18 protein-coding genes and 1 pseudogene are annotated in these 21,663 nt (G+C 73.5%); 12 read left to right on the forward strand and 7 right to left on the reverse strand.

Going from position 1 to position 21,663, the window contains the following annotated elements:
- Nucleotides 1–239: 239 nt before the first annotated feature.
- Nucleotides 240–635, reverse strand: coding sequence for a winged helix-turn-helix transcriptional regulator (locus tag IH00_RS0124405; protein ID WP_031077059.1), 396 nt, complete (start codon nucleotides 633–635; stop codon nucleotides 240–242).
- Nucleotides 636–729: 94 nt separating this feature from the next.
- Between IH00_RS0124405 and IH00_RS0124410 the strand changes: the two genes are divergently transcribed.
- Nucleotides 730–1,593, forward strand: coding sequence for an SDR family oxidoreductase (locus IH00_RS0124410; RefSeq protein ID WP_031077061.1), 864 nt, complete (start codon nucleotides 730–732; stop codon nucleotides 1,591–1,593).
- Between the two features lie 127 nt (nucleotides 1,594–1,720).
- Nucleotides 1,721–2,821 carry an EamA family transporter RarD gene (rarD, locus tag IH00_RS0124415; protein WP_052411607.1) on the forward strand — a complete coding sequence of 367 codons (1,101 nt, stop codon included), beginning with the start codon at nucleotides 1,721–1,723 and terminating at the stop codon, nucleotides 2,819–2,821.
- Nucleotides 2,822–2,827: 6 nt separating this feature from the next.
- On the opposite strand, the gene IH00_RS44245 is transcribed toward rarD, so the two are convergent.
- Together IH00_RS44245 and IH00_RS44250 are read right to left on the reverse strand one after the other, a co-directional pair.
- Complete coding sequence (locus IH00_RS44245; RefSeq protein WP_234334947.1) at nucleotides 2,828–3,229, reverse strand: SRPBCC family protein; 402 nt, start codon at nucleotides 3,227–3,229, stop codon at nucleotides 2,828–2,830.
- Between the two features lie 18 nt (nucleotides 3,230–3,247).
- Nucleotides 3,248–3,814, reverse strand: a pseudogene (locus IH00_RS44250) (CGNR zinc finger domain-containing protein); the annotation flags it as partial.
- 144 nt (nucleotides 3,815–3,958) lie between these two features.
- Between IH00_RS44250 and IH00_RS0124425 the strand changes: the two are divergent.
- Both IH00_RS0124425 and IH00_RS0124430 read left to right on the forward strand, forming a co-directional pair.
- A complete protein-coding gene (locus IH00_RS0124425) occupies nucleotides 3,959–4,414 on the forward strand; it encodes a VOC family protein (RefSeq protein ID WP_031077066.1) in 456 nt (151 codons plus the stop codon).
- 203 nt (nucleotides 4,415–4,617) lie between these two features.
- The gene (locus IH00_RS0124430) at nucleotides 4,618–5,931 is read left to right on the forward strand and encodes a M28 family metallopeptidase (protein ID WP_031077068.1); all 1,314 of its coding nucleotides are present in this window, start codon (nucleotides 4,618–4,620) and stop codon (nucleotides 5,929–5,931) included.
- A 345-nt stretch (nucleotides 5,932–6,276) separates the two neighbouring features.
- Here IH00_RS0124430 and IH00_RS0124435 read toward each other — a convergent pair whose 3' ends face one another.
- Together IH00_RS0124435 and IH00_RS0124440 are read right to left on the reverse strand one after the other, a co-directional pair.
- On the reverse strand, nucleotides 6,277–7,476 hold the full coding sequence (locus tag IH00_RS0124435) for a LolA family protein (RefSeq protein ID WP_031077070.1): 1,200 nt from the start codon (nucleotides 7,474–7,476) through the stop codon (nucleotides 6,277–6,279).
- Between the two features lie 124 nt (nucleotides 7,477–7,600).
- Nucleotides 7,601–8,611 (reverse strand): polyprenyl synthetase family protein, encoded by a 1,011-nt coding sequence (locus tag IH00_RS0124440; protein WP_031077073.1) that lies wholly within the window; start codon nucleotides 8,609–8,611, stop codon nucleotides 7,601–7,603.
- 184 nt (nucleotides 8,612–8,795) lie between these two features.
- Between IH00_RS0124440 and IH00_RS44255 the strand changes: the two genes are divergently transcribed.
- The 8 genes from IH00_RS44255 (at nucleotide 8,796) to IH00_RS0124480 (ending at nucleotide 19,704) form a co-directional block, all read left to right on the forward strand.
- The gene (locus IH00_RS44255; protein ID WP_031077075.1) at nucleotides 8,796–11,120 is read left to right on the forward strand and encodes a CocE/NonD family hydrolase; all 2,325 of its coding nucleotides are present in this window, start codon (nucleotides 8,796–8,798) and stop codon (nucleotides 11,118–11,120) included.
- A 58-nt stretch (nucleotides 11,121–11,178) separates the two neighbouring features.
- Nucleotides 11,179–12,414, forward strand: coding sequence for a fumarylacetoacetase (gene fahA, locus IH00_RS0124450; RefSeq protein WP_031077077.1), 1,236 nt, complete (start codon nucleotides 11,179–11,181; stop codon nucleotides 12,412–12,414).
- A 119-nt stretch (nucleotides 12,415–12,533) separates the two neighbouring features.
- Nucleotides 12,534–13,304, forward strand: a complete 771-nt coding sequence (locus IH00_RS0124455) for a GntR family transcriptional regulator (protein ID WP_031077079.1) — start codon at nucleotides 12,534–12,536, stop codon at nucleotides 13,302–13,304.
- A gap of 136 nt (nucleotides 13,305–13,440) precedes the next feature.
- Nucleotides 13,441–13,668: a 4Fe-4S dicluster domain-containing protein gene (locus tag IH00_RS0124460; protein WP_031077081.1), complete on the forward strand. Its 228-nt coding sequence runs from the start codon at nucleotides 13,441–13,443 to the stop codon at nucleotides 13,666–13,668.
- Nucleotides 13,669–13,678: 10 nt separating this feature from the next.
- Nucleotides 13,679–15,061, forward strand: a complete 1,383-nt coding sequence (locus IH00_RS0124465) for an ABC transporter substrate-binding protein (protein WP_052411608.1) — start codon at nucleotides 13,679–13,681, stop codon at nucleotides 15,059–15,061.
- The gene (locus IH00_RS0124470; protein ID WP_052411609.1) at nucleotides 15,058–16,029 is read left to right on the forward strand and encodes an ABC transporter permease; all 972 of its coding nucleotides are present in this window, start codon (nucleotides 15,058–15,060) and stop codon (nucleotides 16,027–16,029) included. Before IH00_RS0124465 ends, IH00_RS0124470 begins: the two co-directional genes overlap by 4 nt.
- Nucleotides 16,026–16,763 (forward strand): ABC transporter ATP-binding protein, encoded by a 738-nt coding sequence (locus tag IH00_RS0124475; protein WP_031077088.1) that lies wholly within the window; start codon nucleotides 16,026–16,028, stop codon nucleotides 16,761–16,763. The genes IH00_RS0124470 and IH00_RS0124475 overlap by 4 nt, the downstream gene beginning before the upstream one ends.
- Before the next feature lie 166 nt (nucleotides 16,764–16,929).
- A complete protein-coding gene (locus tag IH00_RS0124480; protein ID WP_031077090.1) occupies nucleotides 16,930–19,704 on the forward strand; it encodes a fumarate reductase/succinate dehydrogenase flavoprotein subunit in 2,775 nt (924 codons plus the stop codon).
- Nucleotides 19,705–19,715: 11 nt separating this feature from the next.
- Here the strand turns inward: IH00_RS0124480 and IH00_RS0124485 are convergent, their stop codons facing one another.
- The gene (locus IH00_RS0124485) at nucleotides 19,716–20,546 is read right to left on the reverse strand and encodes a dioxygenase family protein (RefSeq protein WP_031077093.1); all 831 of its coding nucleotides are present in this window, start codon (nucleotides 20,544–20,546) and stop codon (nucleotides 19,716–19,718) included.
- 41 nt (nucleotides 20,547–20,587) lie between these two features.
- On the reverse strand, nucleotides 20,588–21,541 hold the full coding sequence (locus IH00_RS0124490) for an AraC family transcriptional regulator (RefSeq protein ID WP_031077094.1): 954 nt from the start codon (nucleotides 21,539–21,541) through the stop codon (nucleotides 20,588–20,590).
- Nucleotides 21,542–21,663 lie beyond the last annotated feature (122 nt).

The raw sequence follows: 21,663 nt of genomic DNA on the forward strand, positions 1-21,663 counted from the left end.
GACCTCACCACACTCCTCACCGGCAACGACACCTGGACAGTCGTCGGATAGCGGAAGCGAAACCGCTGCGACACGACGAACGAGGGGCGTCCTCCCCGGGAGGGCGCCCCTCTGGCGTGCGCACCCTGTCCGTGTGCGCACCGTGTCCGTGTGCGCACCGTGTCCGTGTCCCGGTTGGACCCGCACGACCGGGTGCGGCCCGCCCGACCCGCAGGGCGGTCGTCACGGCACGGCCGGTATCACCGGTCCAGTGGGCTGTCGGTCTGCTGCTGCTTGGCCCTGTCGTACGCGGCGCGTGCCTCCACGACGTCGCCCAGCCTTCGCTCCGTCCAGCGCGCCAGGCCCCAGACCTGCTCGGCCGCCTCCTTGCCGAGCTGCGTGAGCGAGTAGTCCACCCGCGGCGGGATGACGGGCCGGGCATCGCGGTGGACGAAGCCGTCCCGCTCCAGGGTCTGGAGCGTCTGGGCGAGCATCTTCTCGCTCACCCCTCCGATGGTGCGGCGCAGCTCGCTGAACCGGTACGACCGCTCGAGCAGGGCAGCGAGGACGAGCACGCCCCAGCGGCTGGTGACGTGTTCCAGGACGAGCCGGGAGGGGCACATGCGCTCGTTGACATTCGGTGCGCTAACGCTCATGCCAGTACCTTACTTCAAAGTGGGTACTTTCAAATAGTTAGCGCTCCCCCTACGGTCGATGGCGAAGCGACAGGAACAGCAACGGAGACCATCCATGAGCATCGTCATCACCGGCGCCACCGGACAGCTCGGCCGCCTCGTCATCGCCGAGCTGCTGGAGCGGGGTGTCCCGGCGGCCGGTATCGCAGCCGTCGTACGCGACAAGCAGAAGGCCGCCGACCTGGCGGAGCGCGGCATCGAGCTGCGGATCGCCGACTACAACCGGCCCGAGAGCCTGGCCGGCGCGTTCGGGGCCGGTGACCGCGTCCTGCTGATCTCCGGCAGCGAGGTGGGGCAGCGCGTGCCGCAGCACGCCGCCGTCATCAGCGCGGCCAAGGCGGCGGGCGTCGCGCAGCTCGCGTACACGGGCGTCCTCGGCGGCCCCGACGCGGACTTCGAGCTGGCCGCCGAACACAAGGCGACCGAGCGACTGATCCTCGACTCCGGTGTGCCGTACACGCTCCTGCGCAACGGCTGGTACACCGAGAACTACACCGCCCGCCTCGCCACGGTCCTGGAGCACGGCGCCGTCGTGTCCAACACCGGCGAGGGCCGCGTCGCCTCCGCCGCCCGCGCCGACTACGCGGCCGCGGCCGCCGTCGTCCTGACCGGCGAGGGCCACCTGGGCACGGTGTACGAGCTGAGCGGCGACGTGGCGTGGTCGATGAGCGAGTACGCCGCCGAGGTCACCCGCCGGTCCGGCAGGACGGTGGTCCACCGCGACGTCCACGCCGAGGCGCATCTCGCGGTGCTCACCGGCGCGGGCGTCCCGGAGCCGTTCGCCGCGATCCTCGTCGACGTCGACGAAGCCATCCGGCGCGGGCGGCTCGCGGGCACCGGCGGCGACCTGGCGCGGCTGATCGGGCGCCCCACGACGCCGCTCGCCGACACCGTCGCCGAGGCGCTCCGGCAGCTGTGACCGCCCCCACGCAGGCGTCATGACCGTATCGCGATACGGGCATGACAGCCTGTCCCGTCCGGCGCTACCTTCTCCAGAAGGCCCTGGAACCAGCGGCTGCGGAGCAGGACGGGACAGGAGGCGGTCGATGGCGGCGGCGAAGAATGGCGGCGACCAGCGGGCGGGACTCCTGTACGGGATCGGGGCCTACGGCATGTGGGGCCTGGTCCCCCTCTTCTGGCCGCTGCTCAAGCCCGCGGGCGCCGTCGAGATCCTGGCCCACCGGATGGTGTGGTCGCTGGCGGTCGTCGGTATCGCGCTCCTCGCGCTGCGCCGCTGGGGCTGGATACGTGAGCTGCTGCGGCAGCCGCGCAAGCTGGGTCTGATCGCGGTCGCCGCGGCCGTGATCACCGTCAACTGGGGCCTGTACATCTGGTCCGTCAACACCGGCCACGTGGTGGAGTCGTCCCTGGGCTACTTCATCAATCCGCTGGTGACCATCGCCCTGGGCGTCCTGCTCCTCAAGGAGCGGCTGCGGCCCGCCCAGTGGGCGGCGGTGGGGACCGGTTTCGTCGCGGTGGTGGTGCTGACCCTGGGCTACGGGCGTCCGCCGTGGATCTCGCTCACGCTCGCCTGCTCCTTCGCCGTGTACGGCCTGGTGAAGAAGAAGGTCAATCTGGGCGGCCTGGAGTCGCTGGCCGCCGAGACCGCGATCCAGTTCCTGCCCGCCCTCGGCTACCTGCTGTGGCTGGGCTCCCAGGGCTCGGCCACCTTCGGTACGCAGGGCCCGGGGCACGCGGCGCTGCTCGCCGCGACGGGTGTGGTCACCGCCACGCCGCTGGTGTGCTTCGGCGCCGCGGCGATACGGGTGCCGCTGTCGACGCTCGGGCTGTTGCAGTACCTGGCGCCGATGTTCCAGTTCGGGCTGGGCATCCTCTACTTCCACGAGGCCATGCCCCCGGAGCGGTGGGCGGGCTTCTCGCTGGTGTGGCTGGCGCTGTCGGTGCTGACGTGGGACGCGCTGCGCACGTCGCGGCGTACGCGGGCGGAGGCGGCGCGGCTGGCAGCGGCTGCGCGGGCGTCCCGGCCCGCGCGCCCGGCCGACGCCGGCTCGCCGGGGTCCGGGGACTCCCCGGCCACGGCCTCCGAGCCGGCCGCACCGGTGGTTCCGGCGACGGCGGCACCCACGGCTCCGGCGACGGCGGCTCCCGCCGTCGCCGACCCGTCCGGGCAGGCGCCGCGCCGCTGACCCCCCTCAGGTTCGCAGCTCCCCGGCGACCCGCTCCATGACCGCCTTCCAGTGCGTACGGCGCCGTTCGCGCTCCCCGGCATCCGCCAGGTGCTCCTGGTGGAAGCGGAGCACCGTCTTTCCGGGCCCCGTGGCGGAGACGGCGACCTGGATGGTCGTGCCGCCGTAGGTGACGCGGATCCGGTCGCCCGGCCGGTGGCTGCGCACCTCACCGGTGACGCCGTCGGCCGTCTCGTACCGTGCGCCCTTCTCCGTGGGCAGTCCGTCGACCACCCCGAGCCACAGTGCGACGCCCTCAGGGCTCGCGATGAAGTCCCACACGGCGTCGGCCGGCAGGGGCAGGGTCTTCGACACGCCGATCTCCCAGCCGGCGTCCTTCGTCAGTCCGGTCGTACCGCTTGCAGGCATCGGGTCTCCTTCCGGTCCGGTGCGGGCGCGATGGGCCCGGACCTTGTGGCGGTTGCCGCACCGTTCCATCGCGCACCAGCGGCGACGGCCGGGGCGGGAGGTGTCGACGAAGAGCAGGTGGCAGTCGTGGGCGCCGCACTCGCGGATGCGTCGTGCGTACGCGCCGGTGAAAAGGTCGATCGCGTCGCGGGCGACCGTCGACAGCAGCCCGGTCACCGTCCCGGTACCCGGCACCCACTCCCGCGTGCCGTCGGAGGTCATGCGGACGGCGAGCGGCGGCCGGGCGGCGCAGGCGTTGAGCACCGCGACATCCGCCGGATCGGGATCGCGGCCGTGGGCGCGGCGGGAGGCGAGGCCGTGCAGGGCGTCGCGCACCTCCCGTGCGGCGGCCAGGTCCCCGTCGCGGACGTCGAGCCGGAGCCCGGGATCGAGCCGCGAGGCCGCCACCCAGTCCCGCAGCCCGGCCGGGGTGTCCAGCACCTCGTAGCGCGCGAGCGGGCCGGGACCGCCCGTCGTCAGCAACTCCAGGCACAGCGCGCCCGGGTCGAAGCGGTACGGGCGGCCTTCCGGCGTACGCAGGACCAGGCCGGGTCCTCCTGCGCCCCGTTCGGCGGCACCCTCCGCGCTCGCCGCGTCCACCCCGCTCGCCCCGCTCGCCCCGCTCGCCGCGCACGAAACGTCCGGCGCGTTCGTTGCCCTCTCCCTCACGTAACCAATATAAGTGGTTACATGACGACGCTCCACTGGAAACTCGTGATCGACGCCTCCGACCCGCACGCCCAGGCAGAGTTCTGGGCCCAGGCCCTGGGCTACCTCGTCGAGGACAACTCCGCCCAGATCGCCCGGCTCATCACCCTCGGCCATGTCTCGGAGGAGCGGGACACCATCGAGGCACACGGCCGACGGGCCTGGCGGGATCTGGTCGCCGTCCGGCATCCGGACGATCCGTACGACGAAGCGACCGGCATCGGGCACGGACGGCGGCTGCTGTTCCAGCGCGTGCCGGAGGTGAAGACCGTCAAGAACCGTCTCCACCTCGACCTGCACGCCGGCCCCGGGCGGCGGGACGCCGAGGTGACCCGGCTGGAGGGGCTGGGGGCGACCGTACTGCGCCGGGTGGAGGAACCCGGGGGCGAGTGGACCGTGATGGCCGATCCGGAGGGCAACGAATACTGCGTGCAGTGACATGTAACCGACAGATGAACAGTCCGTCCGGTGAGCGAACGCGCGTGTCCGGAACCGCACCTTGACGGCACGTCAAAATCTCGCTGAACATTCAGCACGCACAGCGCACCAGAAGCTACAGCTCCAACGCCCCGCGCCCGCCCGGCGCGGGGCGTCTCGCACGTTCCGTTCCCATCCCCGTACGGAATCCCCGGAGCCCCCACATGAACCTCTCCAGAGGAACCGCCGCGGCCGCCGCGGCTCTCGCCGTCGCAGGGCTGCTCGCCACGGCGTCCCCGTCCGTATCGGCCCCCGCCGCGGCCGGCACCGCCGCCGCTGCACCCGACATACCCATAGCCAACGTCAAGGCGCACCTCTCGCAGTTCCAGTCCATAGCCGGCGCCAACGGCGGCAACCGCGCCCACGGCCGCTCCGGCTACAAGGCGTCGATCGACTACGTGAAGGGCAAGCTGGACGCCGCCGGGTTCACCACCACCGTCCAGCAGTTCACGTACAACGGCACCACCGGCTACAACCTCGTCGCCGACTGGCCCGGCGGTGACGCCAACCAGGTACTGATGGCCGGGGCGCACCTCGACTCGGTCTCCTCCGGCGCCGGCATCAACGACAACGGCTCCGGCTCCGCCGCGGTCCTGGAGACCGCGCTCGCCGTCTCCCGCGCCCAGTTCAAGCCCGCGAAGCACCTGCGCTTCGCCTGGTGGGGCGCGGAGGAGCTGGGCCTGGTCGGCTCGAAGTACTACGTCAACAACCTGCCGACGACCGAGCGCGCCAAGGTCACGGGCTACCTCAACTTCGACATGATCGGGTCGCCGAACCCCGGTTACTTCGTCTACGACGACGACCCGACGATCGAGAAGACCTTCAAGGACTACTTCGCCGGTCTCGGCGTCCCGACGGAGATCGAGACCGAGGGCGACGGCCGCTCCGACCACGCCTCGTTCAAGAACGTCGGCATCCCGGTCGGCGGCCTGTTCACCGGCGCCAGCCGTACGAAGACCAGCGCGCAGGCGCAGAAGTGGGGCGGTACGGCCGGCCAGGCCTTCGACCGCTGCTACCACTCCTCGTGCGACTCCACGTCGAACATCAACGACACGGCGCTCGACCGGAACAGCGACGCGGTCGCGCACGCCATCTGGACGCTGTCCGCCGGTACGACGGAGCCGCCGACCGGTGACACCTACGAGAACGCCGCGGACGTGGCCATCCCGGACAACGGCGCCGCCGTGACATCGACGGTCACCGTCGCGGGCCGCACCGGCAACGCCCCGGCCGCCCTCAAGGTGGGCGTGGACATCATCCACACCTGGCGGGGTGACCTGGTCGTCGACCTGGTTGCTCCGGACGGCACGGCGTACCGCCTCAAGAACTCCAGCAGCAACGATTCCGCGGACAACGTCCAGACGACGTACACGGTCGACGCGTCGAGCGAGGCGGCGAACGGGGCGTGGAAGCTGCGCGTCCAGGACGTGGCGGCCCAGGACACGGGCTACATCAACGCGTTCCGCCTGACCTTCTGAGCGCGGCACTCCCAGCGGCCGGTGGCCGTACGCCCGGGACGTCCCGCGTACGGCCACCGGTATTCACCTGCCGGCAGGCACCCGGCGGTGCTCACCCACCGGTGCTCACCACCCGGTGCTCACCATCCGGAGTTCGACCGCCGGCCTACGACCGCCGACCTTCACCGACCGGCGTTCACCGACCGCCTTCGCCCACCGGCCTTCACCTGCCGGTGAGCAACCGCCGGCTTTCGCCCACCGGCCTTCACCCGCCGGTGAGCAACCGCCGGCTTTCGCCCACCGGCCTTCACCCGCCGGTGGGCATCCGGCGCCGGGCGACCGCCGGTGGCCGACCGCCGTCCTCCGTCACTTCGCGCCGTCGGCGACCTCGACGAGCCGCTCCGGGCTGACCGCGCCCGCGTACAGCGTGCCGTCGTCCGTCAGCAGGGCGTTGACCAGCCGGGTCTTGAAGATGGTGCCCGAGCCGAACTTCCCGGAGACCTTGTCGCCGAGGACGTCCAGGAACCGGTCGGCCTCCGCGGGGACGCCCTCTCCGCTCTCGCCGCCCGGGGCGCTCAGCTGCGCCACGGCCGTCCAGCCCTCACCGATGACGTTCGGACCGGCGAAGTCCTCCGGCAGGTCCTTGGAGAGGTCCTTCCCGAGATCCTTCGGCATGTCCTTCGGCAGGTCCTTCGCGAGGCCCTCCGGAAGCTCCTCCGGGGCCTGCGGCTCCTCCGTCACCTTCGCGTCCTTGGGCGGGGCGAACGTCGAGGCGGCCGGCGCGCCGAAGTCGACCTTCGTGAAGCCCGCGTCGATCGCGGCCTTGCCGCCGCCGCTCGGCATGAGCGTGAACTTCAGCGGGACGCCCTTCTCCGCGTCCACCGCCACCTTGATGGAGCCGATCGTGGAGCCGCTCTGCTTCGGCTTGATGAGCAGCTGGTACGCGTCGCGCCCGGCGATCCGCGCCGTGCCGTCGACCGTGACCGACGTCGTGTCGTCGACGGCCTTCAGCGCCTCCTCCGCGAGGCCCTGGGGAGTGGCCTGGAACTCCGGCTCGTGACCGCTGCCCGAGCCCTTGCCGTCCGCGTTCTTCTCGGTGGAGTGGACCGCTTCCCGGCTTGCGCCGTCGTACGCCCACACGTCCTCGCCGTTGCGGATCAGGCTGTACTCGGCGGCGTCGTCCACGAAGTCCAGGCGCTGCTTGCCGGGCCCGTCGGCGGCCACCCGAAGGGTGTGCGTGCCGGAGGCGAGCTCCATCAGCTTGCCCACGGCCGGGTCGTCCCCGCCCTCGCCGCCACCGCCGGCCGCACCGACGAGGCCCTCCAGGCCCGCGAACGACGGCAGCCCCAGGTCCGTCGTGACCTTCACCGTGCCGGACAGCTGCTGCACATCCGACGCGGCGATCTTCTCCACCAACTGTTGTGCCGTGATCTGCGGCAGTTCGGGGTCACCGGAGGCCGCGAGCGCCGGGACCAGCCCGATCGTCGCCGCCGCCACCCCCGCCACCGCGACCGGAACCGCGTACCGCGCCGTCCTCCGGCGCCCCGCGCTGTCGTTCGGTGCCATGTGTGCCTACCTCCGTGGTCAGCGATCCTTCCGGTATCCATCTGACCAAGGCGGCACCCCGGGAGGCGTCAGCCCCCGGGCTCAACTTCCGTACTGCTCAGGGATGACCCCGACCCCGAGATCCCTAGCCCGCGCGGTGCACCACGAGGTCGCACAGCTCCTCGAGCGCCGCCTTCGCGTAGCACTCCGGCAGCGGCGCCAGCGTCGCCCTCGCGTCCTGGGCGTACCGCACGGTGTCGCGGCGCGCCAGCTCCAGCGCCGGGTGGACGCGCAGCCGTCGCAGTGCCTCGGCGTGCCGGTCGTCGTCCGTCAGGTCGCTGTCCAGCAGCGCGACCAGCTCCTGGTCGTCCGCGGTCCCGGACGCCGCCGCCTGCGCGCGCAGGTGGAGCACCGGAAGCGTGGCGATGCCCTCGCGCAGGTCCGTACCCGGCGTCTTGCCGGACTCGTGCGAGTCGGACGCGATGTCCAGCAGGTCGTCGGCGAGCTGGAAGGCGACGCCCAGGCGCTCGCCGTACTGCGTGAGGATGTCCACCACCTGCTCGTCGGCGCCGGACATCATCGCGCCGAAGCGTCCGGAGACGGCGATCAGCGAGCCGGTCTTGCCGGCGATGACGTCCAGGTAGTGATCGACCGGGTCGCGCCCGTCGCGCGGGCCCGCGGTCTCCAGGATCTGCCCGGTGACGAGGCGCTCGAACGCCTCCGCCTGGATGCGTACGGCTTCGGGGCCGAGATCCGCCAGGATGTGTGAAGCCCGAGCGAACAGGAAGTCACCCGTGAGGACGGCCACCGAGTTGCCCCAGCGCGCGTTGGCGCTGGGAACGCCGCGCCGCACGTCGGCCTCGTCCATGACGTCGTCGTGGTAGAGCGTCGCCAGGTGGGTGAGCTCGACGACCACGGCCGAGGGCACGATCCCGGGGGCGTGCGGGTCGCCGAACTGCGAGGCGAGCATCACCAGCAGCGGGCGGAAGCGCTTGCCCCCGGCCCGCACCAGGTGCTGGGCGGCCTCGCTGATGAACGGCACGTCGCTCTTGCAGGCATCGAGGAGCCCTGCCTCGACAGCCGCCAATCCGGTCTGGACATCGGCTTCGAGAGCCTGGTCCCGCACGCTCAGCCCGAACGGCCCGACTGCGGTCACGAGGGGATCTCCTGTCTGCTGACGATCACACGGATTGTCGATGTGTCGCTGGATTCACTCAAGTCAGCGTATCCGGTCGCCTTTCGATCACCGTGGGCGCCTTCCCGCCACCCCCGGTATGTTCAGGATCAGCCGATACGCCCGGAAAAAGGGGTATACATCCGGAACCTTGGTGAGGTCCCCCATGCGCCTGCGCTCCTCCTTTCCTTACGGGACGACGCACGAGGACGTTCGCGTCACCCTGCCCGACAGCACCCGTCTGTACGCACGGGTCTGGCGGCCGCTGACCGACGAGCCGGTGCCCGCGCTGCTGGAATACGAGCCGGGCCGGCTGACCGACGCGACCGCCCCGCGGGACACCCAGCGCCACCCCTGGTACGCCGGCCACGGTTACGCCTCGGTACGGGTGGACGCACGCGGCCACGGCAACAGCGAGGGCGTACCGGGGCCCGCCCACGACACGGCCGGCCCCGCCGACGGCACGGCGGTGGTGGACTGGCTGGCCCGTCAGCCGTGGTGCACCGGCCGGGTCGGCATGTTCGGTATCGGCGCGGGCGGCTCCGCCGCACTACGGGTCGCGGCACTCGCCCCCGAGCCGCTGCGGGCCGTGGTGGCGGTGTGCGCCACGGACGACCCGTACGACACCGGGGTCCACTACCTGGGCGGAGCCGTCATGGCCGCGGGCCTGCACGCCGCGTCGGCGGCGCGGCTCGCCCGCGCCGCGCGGCCGCCGGACCCGGTGTACGCGGGCGAGCTGTGGCGCGAGATGTGGCTGGCCCGGCTGGAGACCCTGGACCCGCCGGCCCGTACCTGGCTGGCCCACCCCACGCGGGACACCTACCGGCGCGGTGCCCGCGGACCGGTGGACCTCGGGGCGGTCCGCGCCGCGGTCCTCGCGGTGGGGGGTCTGCACGACCCGTACCGCGACGCCGTGCTGCGGCTGGTCGAGCGGCTGCCGCGGGAGCGGGTGCGCGGGATCATCGGCCCCTGGGCGCACCGGTACCCGGACCAGGACCTGCCGCCCGGCCCCGCGATCGGCTTCCTCCAGGAGACCCTGCGCTGGTGGGACCACCACCTCAAGGGCCTCGACAACGGGGTCATGGACGAGCCGCTGCTGCGCTCCTGGATCGGCTCCTCGCGCCCGCCCGCGACGGCGTACCGGGAGCTGCCGGGACGCTGGGCGGCCGAGGACGCCTGGCCGTCCCCGCACGTCGCACCCGTCGCGTACGCCCTGCAGGGGTCGCCCGTCCCGGTGCGCTCCCCGCTGCGCACCGGCCTGGACGCGGGCCGGGTGGTCCCGTCCGGGAACGACGCCGACCTGCCGCCCGACCAGCGCGCGGAGGACGCGTACGCGGCCTGCTTCGACTTTCCCGTCCCCGAGGACGGCCCTCCGCTCGAAATTCTCGGCCGCCCGCGCGTCACCCTCGCCCTTCACCCCCTGGACCTGCACCCCCTCGACCTGCGCCCCCTCACCCGGCCCGGATCCCCGGGCACCGCCGCCACCACGGCACCACCGCCCCGGCCGGGCCCGTCCACTGCGCCCCCGGTGCCTGTCGCGCCCGGCACCGAAGCCGACGAAGCCGCCGAGGTCAACGAAGCCGCCGAGGTCGACGAGGCCGACGCGCCCGACCGACCCGCCTCGTCTACCGCGCCCCCGGAGCCTGCCGCGTCCACCGAGCCCACCGACGCCGACGCCGACGCCGACGGTGACGGTGACGGTGACGCGCCCAGCCCACCCGACGCGCCCGGCCCGTCCAGTCCGCCCGGCCCACCCGACGCGCCCGGCCCACCCGCCGGGCAGGTCGTCGTCCGGATCTGCGACGTCGCGCCGGGCGGCGCCTCCACGCTCGTCACCCGCGGCGCCCTCGCCCTGTCCCCCGGCCGTACGGTCCACACCGTCGAGCTGAACGCCACCGGCCACGCCTTCCGGCCGGGCCACCACGTGCGTCTCGCCGTCTCGTCCGCGTACTGGCCCTGGCTGTGGCCCCTCCCGGACGCCCCGGGCTTCACTCTCGACCCGGCCGGCAGCTCCCTCGCCCTCCCCCTGCGCGCGCCCGCGCCCGCAGGCCGCGGCCGCGACGGCGCCGTCCGCTTCGAGCCCCCGGAGCAGGCCGAACCGCTCGGGGCCAACCATCCCGCCACCCTCGACGAGGCCCAGCGGCCCGCGCTGCTCCTCGTCCGTGACGTCGCGCGGGGTGAGTGGCGGCTGGAGGCCGACGTCCCGGGCAGCGGCCTCCGCATCCACCCCGACGGCCTCGAATTCACCGAGGACGCCGTGGAGACGTACACCGTCACCGAGTCCGATCCGCTCTCCGCCCGCGCCCGCTCCGAGTGGCACATCCGCCTCCACCGCCCGGACCTGTTCTGGAACGTCACCGTCGACACCCGCTCCGAGATCGCCTGCGAGGCCGGCCACTTCCTCACCACCGACGAGGTGATCTGCGCGGCAGGCACCGAGGTCCTCTTCCACCGGACCTGGCACGACCGCATTCCCCGTACCGCCGGATGATCACTGCGGCGCCGTCGTAACGTGTCCCCCACACACGTGGAAAGCGAGGCAAGCACCGATGCCCGAGCAGTCCGAGCACAGCCCGCTCGACCTGGCCGAAGGCGACCCCTTCGGTCCGCACAACCTCCCGTACGGCGTCTTCAGCACCGCCGACGAACCCGGCCGTCGCCGGCTGGGCGTCCGCATCGGCGACCACGTCCTCGACGCGGGTGCGGCGGCCCACACCCTCGGCTCGCCGTACGCGGCGCTGCTCGCCCAGCCCAGCCTGAACGCCCTCCTCGCGGCGGGTCGCACGGCGTGGCGCGACGTCCGCCGGGCCCTGACCGCGTGGGTCACCGTGCCGGCGCACCGCGCCGACATCGAGCCGCTGCTGCACCCGCTCGCCGACGTCACCCTGCACCTGCCGTACGAGGTGGCGGACTACGTCGACTTCTACGCGTCCGAGCACCACGCCACCAACGTCGGACGGATCTTCCGGCCGGACGGCGAGCCGCTGACACCCAACTGGAAGCACCTGCCGATCGGTTACCACGGCCGCTCCGGAACGGTCGTGGTCTCCGGCACCGAGATCGTGCGCCCCGCCGGGCAGCGCAAGACCCCCGCCGACGCGACGCCCGTCTTCGGGCCGTCGGTGAAGCTGGACATCGAGGCGGAGGTGGGCTTCCTCGTCGGCACCCCGTCGGAGATGGGCCGGCCGGTCGGGCTGGCGGACTTCCGCGACCACGTCTTCGGCCTCACGCTGCTCAACGACTGGTCGGCCCGGGACATCCAGGCATGGGAGTACGTGCCGCTGGGCCCGTTCCTCGGCAAGTCCTTCGCCACGTCCGTATCGGCGTGGGTGACGCCGCTGGAGGCCCTGGACGCCGCCCGCGTCGACCCGCCCGCCCGCGACTTCCCGCTCCTGCCGTACCTGGACGACAGTGCCGAGGAGGAGCCCGGCGGCTTCGACCTGCGCATCACGGTCCGTATCAACGGCGAGGTCGTCGCGGAGCCGCCCTTCTCCACGATGTACTGGACCGCCGCCCAGCAGCTGGCACACATGACCGTCAACGGCGCCTCGCTGCGCACGGGCGACCTGTACGGCTCCGGCACCGTCAGCGGCCCGGAGGTCCACCAGCGCGGCTCGCTGCTGGAGCTGACCTGGAACGGCCAGGAGCCGCTGGAACTGTCCGCCGGCAAGCGGACGTTCCTGGAGGACGGCGACGAGGTCACGCTCACCGCGTGGGCGCCGGGCCCCGACGGCGTGAAGGTCGCGCTGGGCGAGGTGACGGGCCGCATCACGTCCGCCCAGTAGTGGCAGATCTTGCCCCCTCGCCCGCAACACCGCAGGTCAGGACGGCCTCATAGCGCGCTTTCAGTGGCGCAATACTGCTGCAACACCACAGGTGGGCATGCGTCGGTATGGTCCGACGCATGCCCACCGAACGCATCCGAGAGCACGCCGGGGCGACCACCGTCGCCGCCCGGCGGCGCCGGTTGCGCGCCGACCGGGCCCGGCAGCTCGCCGACCTGCTGCGCCACCAGATCATCAGCGGTGCCCACCCCGCCGGAACGCTGCCCCACGAGGGCACCATCGGCCGGGACTACGGCGCCAGCCGCAACACCGTGCGCCAGGCACTGGACCTGCTGCGCGCCGAACAGCTCGTGGACCGGGTCCCGGGCGTCGGCACGGTCGTCGTCTGCCGCAAGTACCGGCACGGACTGAACCGCCTCCAGGGCCTGGCGGAGACCCTCCACGAACAGGGCACGGTCACCAACCAGGTCCGCACCATGGCCCCGGTCCCGGCGCCCGTGCCGGTCGCAGGGCGGCTGCGGCTGCCGCCGCACACCGACGTCCTCTGCATCGAGCGGCTCCGGCTGCTCAACGATCTGCCGCTCTCGCTCGACGTCACGTACATCCCCATGGACATCGGCGCCGGCCTGATCGGCTGCGACCTGGAGAACACGGACGTCTTCCGCCTCCTCGAAGAGCTCACCGGACAACCCCTCGGCACGGCCGACATCACCCTCGAAGCCGTCAACGCGGACGCGCACTCCGCCGCCGTCCTCCAGGCGCCGCGCGGCGCGGCCGTCCTGATGCTGGAGCGGCTCACGCACCTCGCCGACGGCCGGCCGGTCGATCTGGAGTTCATCCGCTTCCGCGGCGACCGGCTCACCATGCACGGCCTGCTGCACCGCGTGTAACCACCCCGTCGGCTTCCCCGACCCCACCCTTCCGTCGCCTCCCTTTCGCCCCCTCCCTCCCGTCACCTCGCCGCCTCCCTTTCGCCCTCTTCCTCCCGTTCCCTCCTCCTGTCCACTCCCTTCCCCGGAGACAGCCATGCCCTTGGTGCCCCAGCGGGCCGACGTGCCCGTGACCATCGACGAGTCGAAGTGCATCGACGGCTGCACCCTCTGCGTCGACATGTGCCCCCTGGACTCACTGGCGATCGACCCCGCGAACGGCAAGGCGTTCATGCACGTGGACGAGTGCTGGTACTGCGGCCCGTGCGCGGCCCGGTGTCCCACCGGAGCCGTCACGGTCAACATGCCCTACCTGCTCAGGTGAAAGGCCCGCCATGTCCCGCACCACCACCGCCGCACGCACGCGTACCGGCACCCCCGCCCCGGGGCGCCGCACCACCACCGCCCTGGCACGCGCCCTCCCGCTCGCCCTCCTCCTCACCGCCTGCGGCGGCAGCCCGCAGGCCGACGACTCGGCCGTCACCGTCACCATCGGCTACCAGTCCAAGACCATCAACACCGTCACCGCCGGGACCCTGCTGCGCTCCCTCGGCCACTTCGAGCGCGAGCTGCGCGCCCTCGGTGAGCGGGACGGCCGGACGTACAGGGTGGTCTGGCAGGACTACGCCACCGGCGCGCCGATCACCGCGCAGATGACCGCCGGCAAGATCGACATCGGCTCCATGGGGGACTTCCCCCTGCTCCTCAACGCTGCCCGCGGCAGGCAGCTGGACCGTCCGACCAAGCTCGTCTCGGTCACCGGGTACAACCTGCGCGGCGCCCTCAACACCATCGTCACCGCCCCCGGTTCGTCGCTGACCACGCTGGAGGACCTGCGGGGCAGGAAGGTCTCCACCAGCGTGGGCTCCGCCGCCGACGGCACCCTGGTGCGTGCCCTGGAGCAGAAGGGCATCACCGTCCGCAAGCTCAACCAGCAGCCCGCGGTGGGCGCTTCGGCGCTCTCCGCGGGGAGCATCGACGCGCTCTCGCAGTTCGTCGCCTGGCCCGGGCTGCTGGCCTTCCAGGGCAAGGCGAAGGCGCTGTACGACGGCGGCGAGCTGAACGTGCCGACCTTCCACGGCGTCACCACCCGCGCGGCCTTCGCCGAACAGCACCCGGGTGTGGTCGACGCCTTCCTGCGGGCCCAGCGCACGGCCACCGCGTACCTGCGCACCCACCCCGTCGACGCCAGCCGCAAGGTCGCCGCGGCCACCGGTCTGCCCGCCGAGGTGGTCCACCTCTACAACGGCCCGAACGGCATCGCGACCTTCGACCCCACGATCAAGCCCCGGCTCGTCGCGGCCCTGAAGCAGGACGTGCCGATCCTCGTGGCGGCCGGCCTCGTGCGGGACGGGGACGTGGACGTGGACGCGTTCGTCGACGACAGCCACATCCGCCGCGTGTACGGCGCCGGTTACGCCGAACAGCGCGCCGCCCTCGCGCCCCCGTCCCGCAGCGAGGTCTGGCTCGGGGACGGCACCACGACCTTCGCCACCCCGGCCGAGGCACTGCGCCACGTCGCCGCCCACCGGGACCGGGTGCGGGCGGCCTACGTGCCCGACACCACCACCGGGACCCTCTGGTTCGCCGACCGGTCGGTGTGGCTCCAGGACGGCGACCGGCGGCTGCCGTTCCAGACACGTTCCGCCGCCGACGCCTACCGCGCCGCACACCCCAACGCGCGGCTCCTCACCTACGAACAGGCGCTGCGCCCATGACGTACGCACGCCGAGCGGCCTCGCTCCTCACCGCCCTCGTCCTGTGGCAGTTCCTGACCACTTACGACATCGACCTGTGGCTGCGCTTCGGCCAGTTCCCGACGGTCACCGACGTGGCGTCCACCTTCGCCGACCGCGTCGCCACCGCCCCGTACTGGCAGGACGTCGGCGACAGCCTCACCCGCATCCTCCTCGGCTTCGTGCTCGCGGCCGCCGCGGGCGTCACGCTGGGCACGGCGATCGCCCGCTCGCGGCTGGTCGCGGATCTGCTGGGGCCCGTCCTGGAGGTGCTGCGCCCGATCCCCGCCATCGCGCTCGTACCGATCGCGATCCTGCTCTTCCCGAGCAACGAGCAGGGCATCGTGTTCATCACCTTCACGGCCGCGTTCTTCCCCGTGCTGGTCTCCACCCGCCACGCCGTGCGCGCGCTGTCGCCGCTGTGGGAGGAGGCGGTGCTCACCATGGGCGCGAGCCGGGCCCGGGTGCTGCGCTCCGTCGTCCTGCCGGGGGCGCTGCCCGGCATCTTCGGCGGACTGTCCGTCGGGATCGGCGTCTCGTGGATCTGTGTGATCTCGGCGGAGATGATCTCGGGCGAGTACGGCGTCGGCTACCGCACCTGGCAGGACTACACGGTCGTCGACTACCCCGGCGTCCTGGTCGGGATGGCGACGATCGGGATCCTCGGCTGGCTGACCTCGACCGGCGTGGAGCTGGTCGGCCGCCGCGCCACGGGCTGGCTTCCGCGCGGTGACGCCCGGCTCGCGTCCCCGCCCGCCCGCGCCGGTCGCACCGCCCCGGGCCTTCGCCGGCGGCCTCCCGGGACGGCGCGCCATGCCCCTGGCGCGCCGCCCGCGCCCGAGTTCCCCGCAGCCCCCGCAGCCCCCGCAGCCCCCGAGGAGCGTTCCGCCGTGACTCCCGCAGCCCCGACCGGCACCCCGGCCCCGACGACCACCGGTCCCGCGTCATGACGGCCGCGCCGGCCCCCACCGCCACCCGCACGGGAGCGCGGCTCACCCTGTCCGGTGCCGTGCTGGGCAGGCCGGACGCCCCGCTCCCGCTCCGCACCGACCTCGACGTCGCGCCCGGCGAGGTCCTCACGGTCGTCGGCCCCTCCGGCTGCGGCAAGTCCACCCTGCTGCGCACGCTCGCGGGCCTGCTGCGGCCGCTGGACGGCAGCGTCGCCCAGGACGGACGGCCCATCACCGGGCCCGGCCGGGACCGTGCCCTGGTGTTCCAGGAGGACGCGCTGCTGCCGTGGCGGACCCTGCGGGCCAACGTCGAACTGCCCCTGGCCGTCGCGGGCGTACCGCGTCCGGAGCGGCGGGCGCGGGCCGAGGAGTGGCTCGCCCGGGTGGGGCTCGCCGAGCACGCGCACAAGCACCCGCACCGTGTCTCCGGCGGCCAGCGCCAGCGCGCCCAGCTCGCCCGCGCCCTCGCCGCCGAGCCGCGTGCCGTGCTGATGGACGAGCCGTTCGGCGCGCTGGACGCCCAGACGCGGGCGGACATGCAGCGGCTCCTGGTCGACGTGCTGAAGGACACCGCGGCGACGGTCGTCTTCGTCACCCACGACGTCGACGAGGCGCTGTTCCTCGGCGACCGGATCGCCCTCCTCGCCACCGGCCGGGTGCTGGACGTCCCCCGCGACGCCCCGGACCGCACCGCCGGCCTGCGCCGCACGGTCCTCGCCTCCCTGACCGGCTGACCGACCCGGCCGGCCGCCCCGCCCACCGCCCGTCCCCCGCCCGACAACCCGACCTCCGCCCACCACCCACCGCCCGCCCACCGCCCACCGGTCGACCTCCGCCGACCGCCCGCCCGGCTGTCCGAACCGGCCCCGACCGAGCGCTCCCCCGACCGAAAGGCCCCCCGTGCAGATCCCCGCCCTCACCGACGCCGAGGAGCTCTCGTGCGACGTCCTCGTCATCGGCGGCGGCACCGCCGGCACCATGGCCGCGCTCACCGCCGCCGAGCACGGCGCCCGCGTGCTGCTCCTCGAGAAGGCCCACGTACGCCACTCCGGGGCTCTCGCCATGGGCATGGACGGGGTCAACAACGCCGTGATCCCCGGCCGTGCCGAACCGGACGACTACGTCGCCGAGATCACCCGCGCCAACGACGGCATCGTCGACCAGTCGACCGTGCGCAGGACGGCGACGCGTGGCTTCGCGATGGTCCAGCGGCTGGAGTCGTACGGCGTCAAGTTCGAGAAGGACGAGCACGGCGCGTACGCGGTCCGCCAGGTCCACCGCTCCGGCTCGTACGTGCTGCCCATGCCGGAGGGCAAGGACGTCAAGAAGGTGCTGTACCGGCAGTTGCGCCGCCGCGAGATGCGCGAGCGGATCCGCATCGAGAACCGGGTGATGCCGGTCCGGGTCCTCACCGGCCCCGACGGGCGGGCGATCGGCGCGGCGGCCTTCCACACCCGCACCGGCGCGTTCGTCGCCATCCGCGCGGGCGCGGTGATCCTCGCGACGGGCGCGGCCGGCCGCCTGGGCCTGCCCGCCTCCGGCTACCTCTACGGCACGTACGAGAACCCCACCAACGCCGGGGACGGCTACTCCATGGCGTACCACGCGGGGGCCGAGCTGACCGGCATCGAGTGCTTCCAGATCAATCCGCTGATCAAGGACTACAACGGTCCGGCCTGTGCCTACGTGGCCAATCCGTTCGGCGGTTACCAGGTCAACCGGCACGGCGAGCGCTTCGTCGACTCGGACTACTGGTCGGGACGGATGATGGCGGAGTTCGCCGCCGAGGTGGCGAGCGACCGCGGCCCGGTCTACCTCAAGCTGAGCCACCTCCCGGAGGAGTCCGTCGCCGCCCTCGAATCGATCCTGCACTCCACCGAGCGTCCGACCCGCGGCACCTTCCACGCGGGCCGCGGCCACGACTACCGCACGCACGACGTCGAGATGCACATCTCCGAGATCGGCCTGTGCGGCGGCCACTCCGCGTCGGGCGTACGCGTCGACGACCACGCCCGGACGACCGTTCCCCGCCTGTACGCGGCCGGGGACCTGGCCTGCGTCCCGCACAACTACATGATCGGCGCGTTCGTCTTCGGCGACCTGGCGGGCGCGGACGCCGCCCGGTACACCGCGTACACCGGTGCGCTGCCCGCCGACCAGCTGGCCGAGGCCCATGAGCTGATCTACCGTCCCCTGCGCCATCCGGACGGCCCGCCGCAGACCCAGGTCGAGTACAAGCTGCGCCGGTTCGTCAACGACTACGTCGCCCCGCCGAAGTCGGGGGCCCGGCTGTCGCTCGCACTGGAGCACTTCGAGCGGATGCGCGCCGACATCGCGGCGATGGGCGCGCGGACGCCGCACGAGCTGATGCGCTGCGCGGAGGTGTCCTTCATCCGCGACTGCGCGGAGATGGCCGCCCGCGCCTCGCTCGCCCGCACCGAGTCGCGGTGGGGCCTGTACCACGAGCGCACGGACCACCCCGACCGGGACGACGACGGCTGGCTGCACCACCTGGACCTGCGCAAGTCGCCGTCCGGGGCGATGGAGTTCACCGCCCGCCCGGTGGCGCCGTACCTGGTGCCGGTGGACGGGTTCGCGCCGTCCGGGGGGCCGTCCCGGCACCTCGGCGAGGTCCACCCCGAGCAGGTGGCGACGGCCGGTCCGCGGGAGGTGGCACCCATCGGCTCGGGCCGGCAGGCGGGTGGCGGGCGGACGGCCGTACCGGCCGGGGGGCAGGCTGCCGCGCCGGGCAGCGGACAGGCGGCCGCGGTGTCGCACAACCCGCGGATCCTGGACCTGCTCTCCCTCGCCGAGGCCGAGGCCGGGCCCGGCCTCGCCTCGCTGCGGCCGTACCTGGACGACCCCGACCCGGCGGTGCGGCGTGCGGCCGTCGACACCCTGACGGAGACGGCACCGTCCGGTACCGGGCCCGCGCTGGCGGGGGCGCTCGCCGACGCCGACGCGGCGGTCCGCGCGGCGGCGGCCGCGTCGCTCGTCGAGCTGGTCGAGACGCTGCCGCCGGAGCCGGCGCTGCGCGGGGGGCTCGTCGCCGCGCTGGGTTCGCGGGACCCGGTGGTGCGGGCCGCCGCGCTGTCCGCGCTGCGCACCCTGCGCCTGGGGGACGCGGAGCTGTTCGCACCCGCGCTGGCCGACGCGGACATCGCGGTACGCATCGAGGCGGTGCGCGCCCTGGTGTCGGTGGACGCGGCGGGCGAGCTGGCCGCCGCCGCGGCGGACCCGGCCCGTGAGGTCCGCGTCGCGACGGCGAAGGCCTTGGCAGCGGTCCCGGACCGGGGCGATGCCGTCCTGGTCACGCTCGACGGTCTGCTGCGTGACGAGGACGCCCTGGTCCGGGCCGCCTCCTTCCAGGCGCTGGCGACGGCCGGCTGTCCCACACGGCAGGCCGCCGCCGCTGTCGGCGCGCTGGCCGACCCCGCCTGGCAGGTACGCGCGGGCGCCGCGGCCGCGCTCGGCGCCGCCGGCTCCGGCGACGCCGTGCCGGCCCTGCGCGCCTCACTGGGGGACGCGAACGCCGACGTCCGCAAGGCGGCGGTGCTCGCCCTGCTCCGGCACGTGGAGCACCAGGACGCCCGCGCCGCCCTGGCGTCGGCGACCGAGGACCCGGACGCCGACGTACGGGCGTACGCCTCCCGCGTGCACGCTTCCCGGGGGTGAGGCGTCCGGGGTCACCCGGCTCGCCACAGCGCGGGCGCGGCGGGCGGTTCCCAGCCGGCCTGCGCGGTGTGGGGTTGCAAGCAGACGTAGACGCGGCCGGCGTGGGTGACCCGGGCGCCCGCCGGGTAGGTGGTGCCGGCGGCCCAGGTGCCGCCGGGGGCGGTGGGTGACGGTCCCGGCCCGGGGGTCTGCGGTACGTCGAGGACGAAGTCGAAGGCGGCTTCCCTCGCGCCGCCGGTGTCGCGCACCGTCATCAGCAGCCGCGGGTCGAACAGCGCGTCGGTGTTGTTGCGCGGCTCGCCGGGGAAGTACAGCTGCGTGGTGAGCACGGGCCGTCCGGGCGCCTGCACCTTGACGTGCAGGTGCCGGGTGCGGCCCGGGTAGAGGCCCGGCACGATCGTGCTGAGCCGGAACGCGCCCTGGGCGTCCGTGAACTGGTGGCCGCGGAAGCGGAAACCGGTGTTGTCGTACGCGCCGTCGACGTCGGCCTGCCAGAAGTCCAGCAGCACGCCGCCGAGCGGGCGGCAGGCGAGGCCGAAGACCCAGCCGCTGACGGTGAGGCGTACGCCGGGGGTGCCGGACTCCACGAGCGAGGTGCGGCGGGGGGAGTCGGGCTTGAAGTAGGGCCCCTCCATCTGCGGCGGGGTGGGGTCGTCGCCGTCGTCGCACGCGGGGGTCGGTTCCGGTGTCGTGGCGCCGGCGGCCGTGCCGGCCCGGGCCAGTTGCGGTACTCCCATCAGGGCGACGGGCGTGGCGACCCCGGCCGCGAGGGCGGCGCGGAGCACCGCCTTGCGGCTCGGGTGGCCGGTGGGGCTCGCGGGGGTGGTGCGGTCGCCGTCCATGCCTGCTCCTTGTGAGGGGCGGTCGGGGGTCGGCAACGAACCTAGGCGGGCGGTCCGGCGGGGGCGATGGACTCGATCCGGTGGTCGTGGTGAATATCCGCACCGCGCCGGAAGTCGCCCGGGCTCACCCCCGTCTCGCGCCGGAAGAAGCGGGAGAAGTAGGCCGGGTCCGCGATGCCTATGGACCGGGCGATCTGGCGGACGGTCAGATCGGTGCGCGCCAGCAGCCGTTTGGCCTCGTGCGTGCGGGCCTCGCGAATGAGCTGGCCCGGCGTGCGGCCCGTCGCCGTCTTGACCGCATCCGCCAGGTACCCGGACGTCACGCCGATACGGCGGGCGCAGGCGTGCACCGACCACAGGTCCGGATCGGCGCCCGCGATCAGCCGCGTGAACTCCTCGGCCACCGCGTTGGCGCGGGCAGGGGCGGGCTCCTCCGGGTCGGGGCCGGCCGGCCGCCCACCGAGCCGGGCCGCCCGGACGACGAGGACGTGCAGGAGCGCCCGCAGGACGGAGGCGAAGCCGTCGGCGCCGCGGCGGTACTCCTCGTCGAGGTCGGCGATCAGCCGGGTCGTTTGGGCGTCGGCGTGCGCGTCCAGCGTCAGCCAGGGCCGTTCGCTCAGGTCCCGCAGCAGGTCGCGGTCGTCCGGGTGGTCGACGAGGAAGTGCTCGGTGAAGAGCAGGACGGAGCCGTCGAGGCCGGACACGTCCTGCCAGTGGTGCACCTGGCCCGGTGCGATGACGCACAGGTGGGGCGGGCGCAGCTCCCAGCGGGCGAGGTCGACGACGTGCGCGCCGGTGCCGGCGGTGACGTGGACGATCTCGTAGAAGGTGTGCCGGTGCGGGAAGGAGGCACGGGACATCGGGCCGATGGTGTCGAAGGTGCCGATGGCGAACGGCATCACATTGGGCATCGGCACTTCGAGGCGGTGCATGGGCACGGCTCCGGGGGCCGGGGGGAGGCTCTTCGTGCCGGGTGGCACCGTGGTTCCGCGCATCGTCCGCCCTCCTGAAGGTCGCGTCGGCCGAGTCCCGTCCGCCGTGCGGGCGGACGACGCTACGCCGCGGACGCCCCCTAGGTCCAGACCAATTCGGCCCGGCTTCACGATGGCACGGCCGG

Source organism: Streptomyces sp. NRRL S-118 (genome assembly GCF_000716335.1).
Lineage (GTDB): Bacteria > Actinomycetota > Actinomycetes > Streptomycetales > Streptomycetaceae > Streptomyces.

Excerpts from the sequence above, each read along its gene's own strand:
- IH00_RS44255 (WP_031077075.1), top strand. The coding sequence starts at position 8,796 with ATGCGCCTGCGCTCCTCCTTTCCTTACGGGACGACGCACGAGGACGTT.
- IH00_RS0124470 (WP_052411609.1), top strand. The coding sequence starts at position 15,058 with ATGACGTACGCACGCCGAGCGGCCTCGCTCCTCACCGCCCTCGTCCTG.
- IH00_RS0124490 (WP_031077094.1), bottom strand. The coding sequence starts at position 21,541 with ATGCGCGGAACCACGGTGCCACCCGGCACGAAGAGCCTCCCCCCGGCC.
- IH00_RS0124410 (WP_031077061.1), top strand. The coding sequence starts at position 730 with ATGAGCATCGTCATCACCGGCGCCACCGGACAGCTCGGCCGCCTCGTC.
- fahA (WP_031077077.1), top strand. The coding sequence starts at position 11,179 with ATGCCCGAGCAGTCCGAGCACAGCCCGCTCGACCTGGCCGAAGGCGAC.
- IH00_RS0124455 (WP_031077079.1), top strand. The coding sequence starts at position 12,534 with ATGCCCACCGAACGCATCCGAGAGCACGCCGGGGCGACCACCGTCGCC.
- IH00_RS0124485 (WP_031077093.1), bottom strand. The coding sequence starts at position 20,546 with ATGGACGGCGACCGCACCACCCCCGCGAGCCCCACCGGCCACCCGAGC.
- IH00_RS0124460 (WP_031077081.1), top strand. The coding sequence starts at position 13,441 with ATGCCCTTGGTGCCCCAGCGGGCCGACGTGCCCGTGACCATCGACGAG.
- rarD (WP_052411607.1), top strand. The coding sequence starts at position 1,721 with ATGGCGGCGGCGAAGAATGGCGGCGACCAGCGGGCGGGACTCCTGTAC.
- IH00_RS44245 (WP_234334947.1), bottom strand. The coding sequence starts at position 3,229 with ATGCCTGCAAGCGGTACGACCGGACTGACGAAGGACGCCGGCTGGGAG.
- IH00_RS0124405 (WP_031077059.1), bottom strand. The coding sequence starts at position 635 with ATGAGCGTTAGCGCACCGAATGTCAACGAGCGCATGTGCCCCTCCCGG.
- IH00_RS0124430 (WP_031077068.1), top strand. The coding sequence starts at position 4,618 with ATGAACCTCTCCAGAGGAACCGCCGCGGCCGCCGCGGCTCTCGCCGTC.
- IH00_RS0124435 (WP_031077070.1), bottom strand. The coding sequence starts at position 7,476 with ATGGCACCGAACGACAGCGCGGGGCGCCGGAGGACGGCGCGGTACGCG.
- IH00_RS0124475 (WP_031077088.1), top strand. The coding sequence starts at position 16,026 with ATGACGGCCGCGCCGGCCCCCACCGCCACCCGCACGGGAGCGCGGCTC.
- IH00_RS0124425 (WP_031077066.1), top strand. The coding sequence starts at position 3,959 with ATGACGACGCTCCACTGGAAACTCGTGATCGACGCCTCCGACCCGCAC.
- IH00_RS0124465 (WP_052411608.1), top strand. The coding sequence starts at position 13,679 with ATGTCCCGCACCACCACCGCCGCACGCACGCGTACCGGCACCCCCGCC.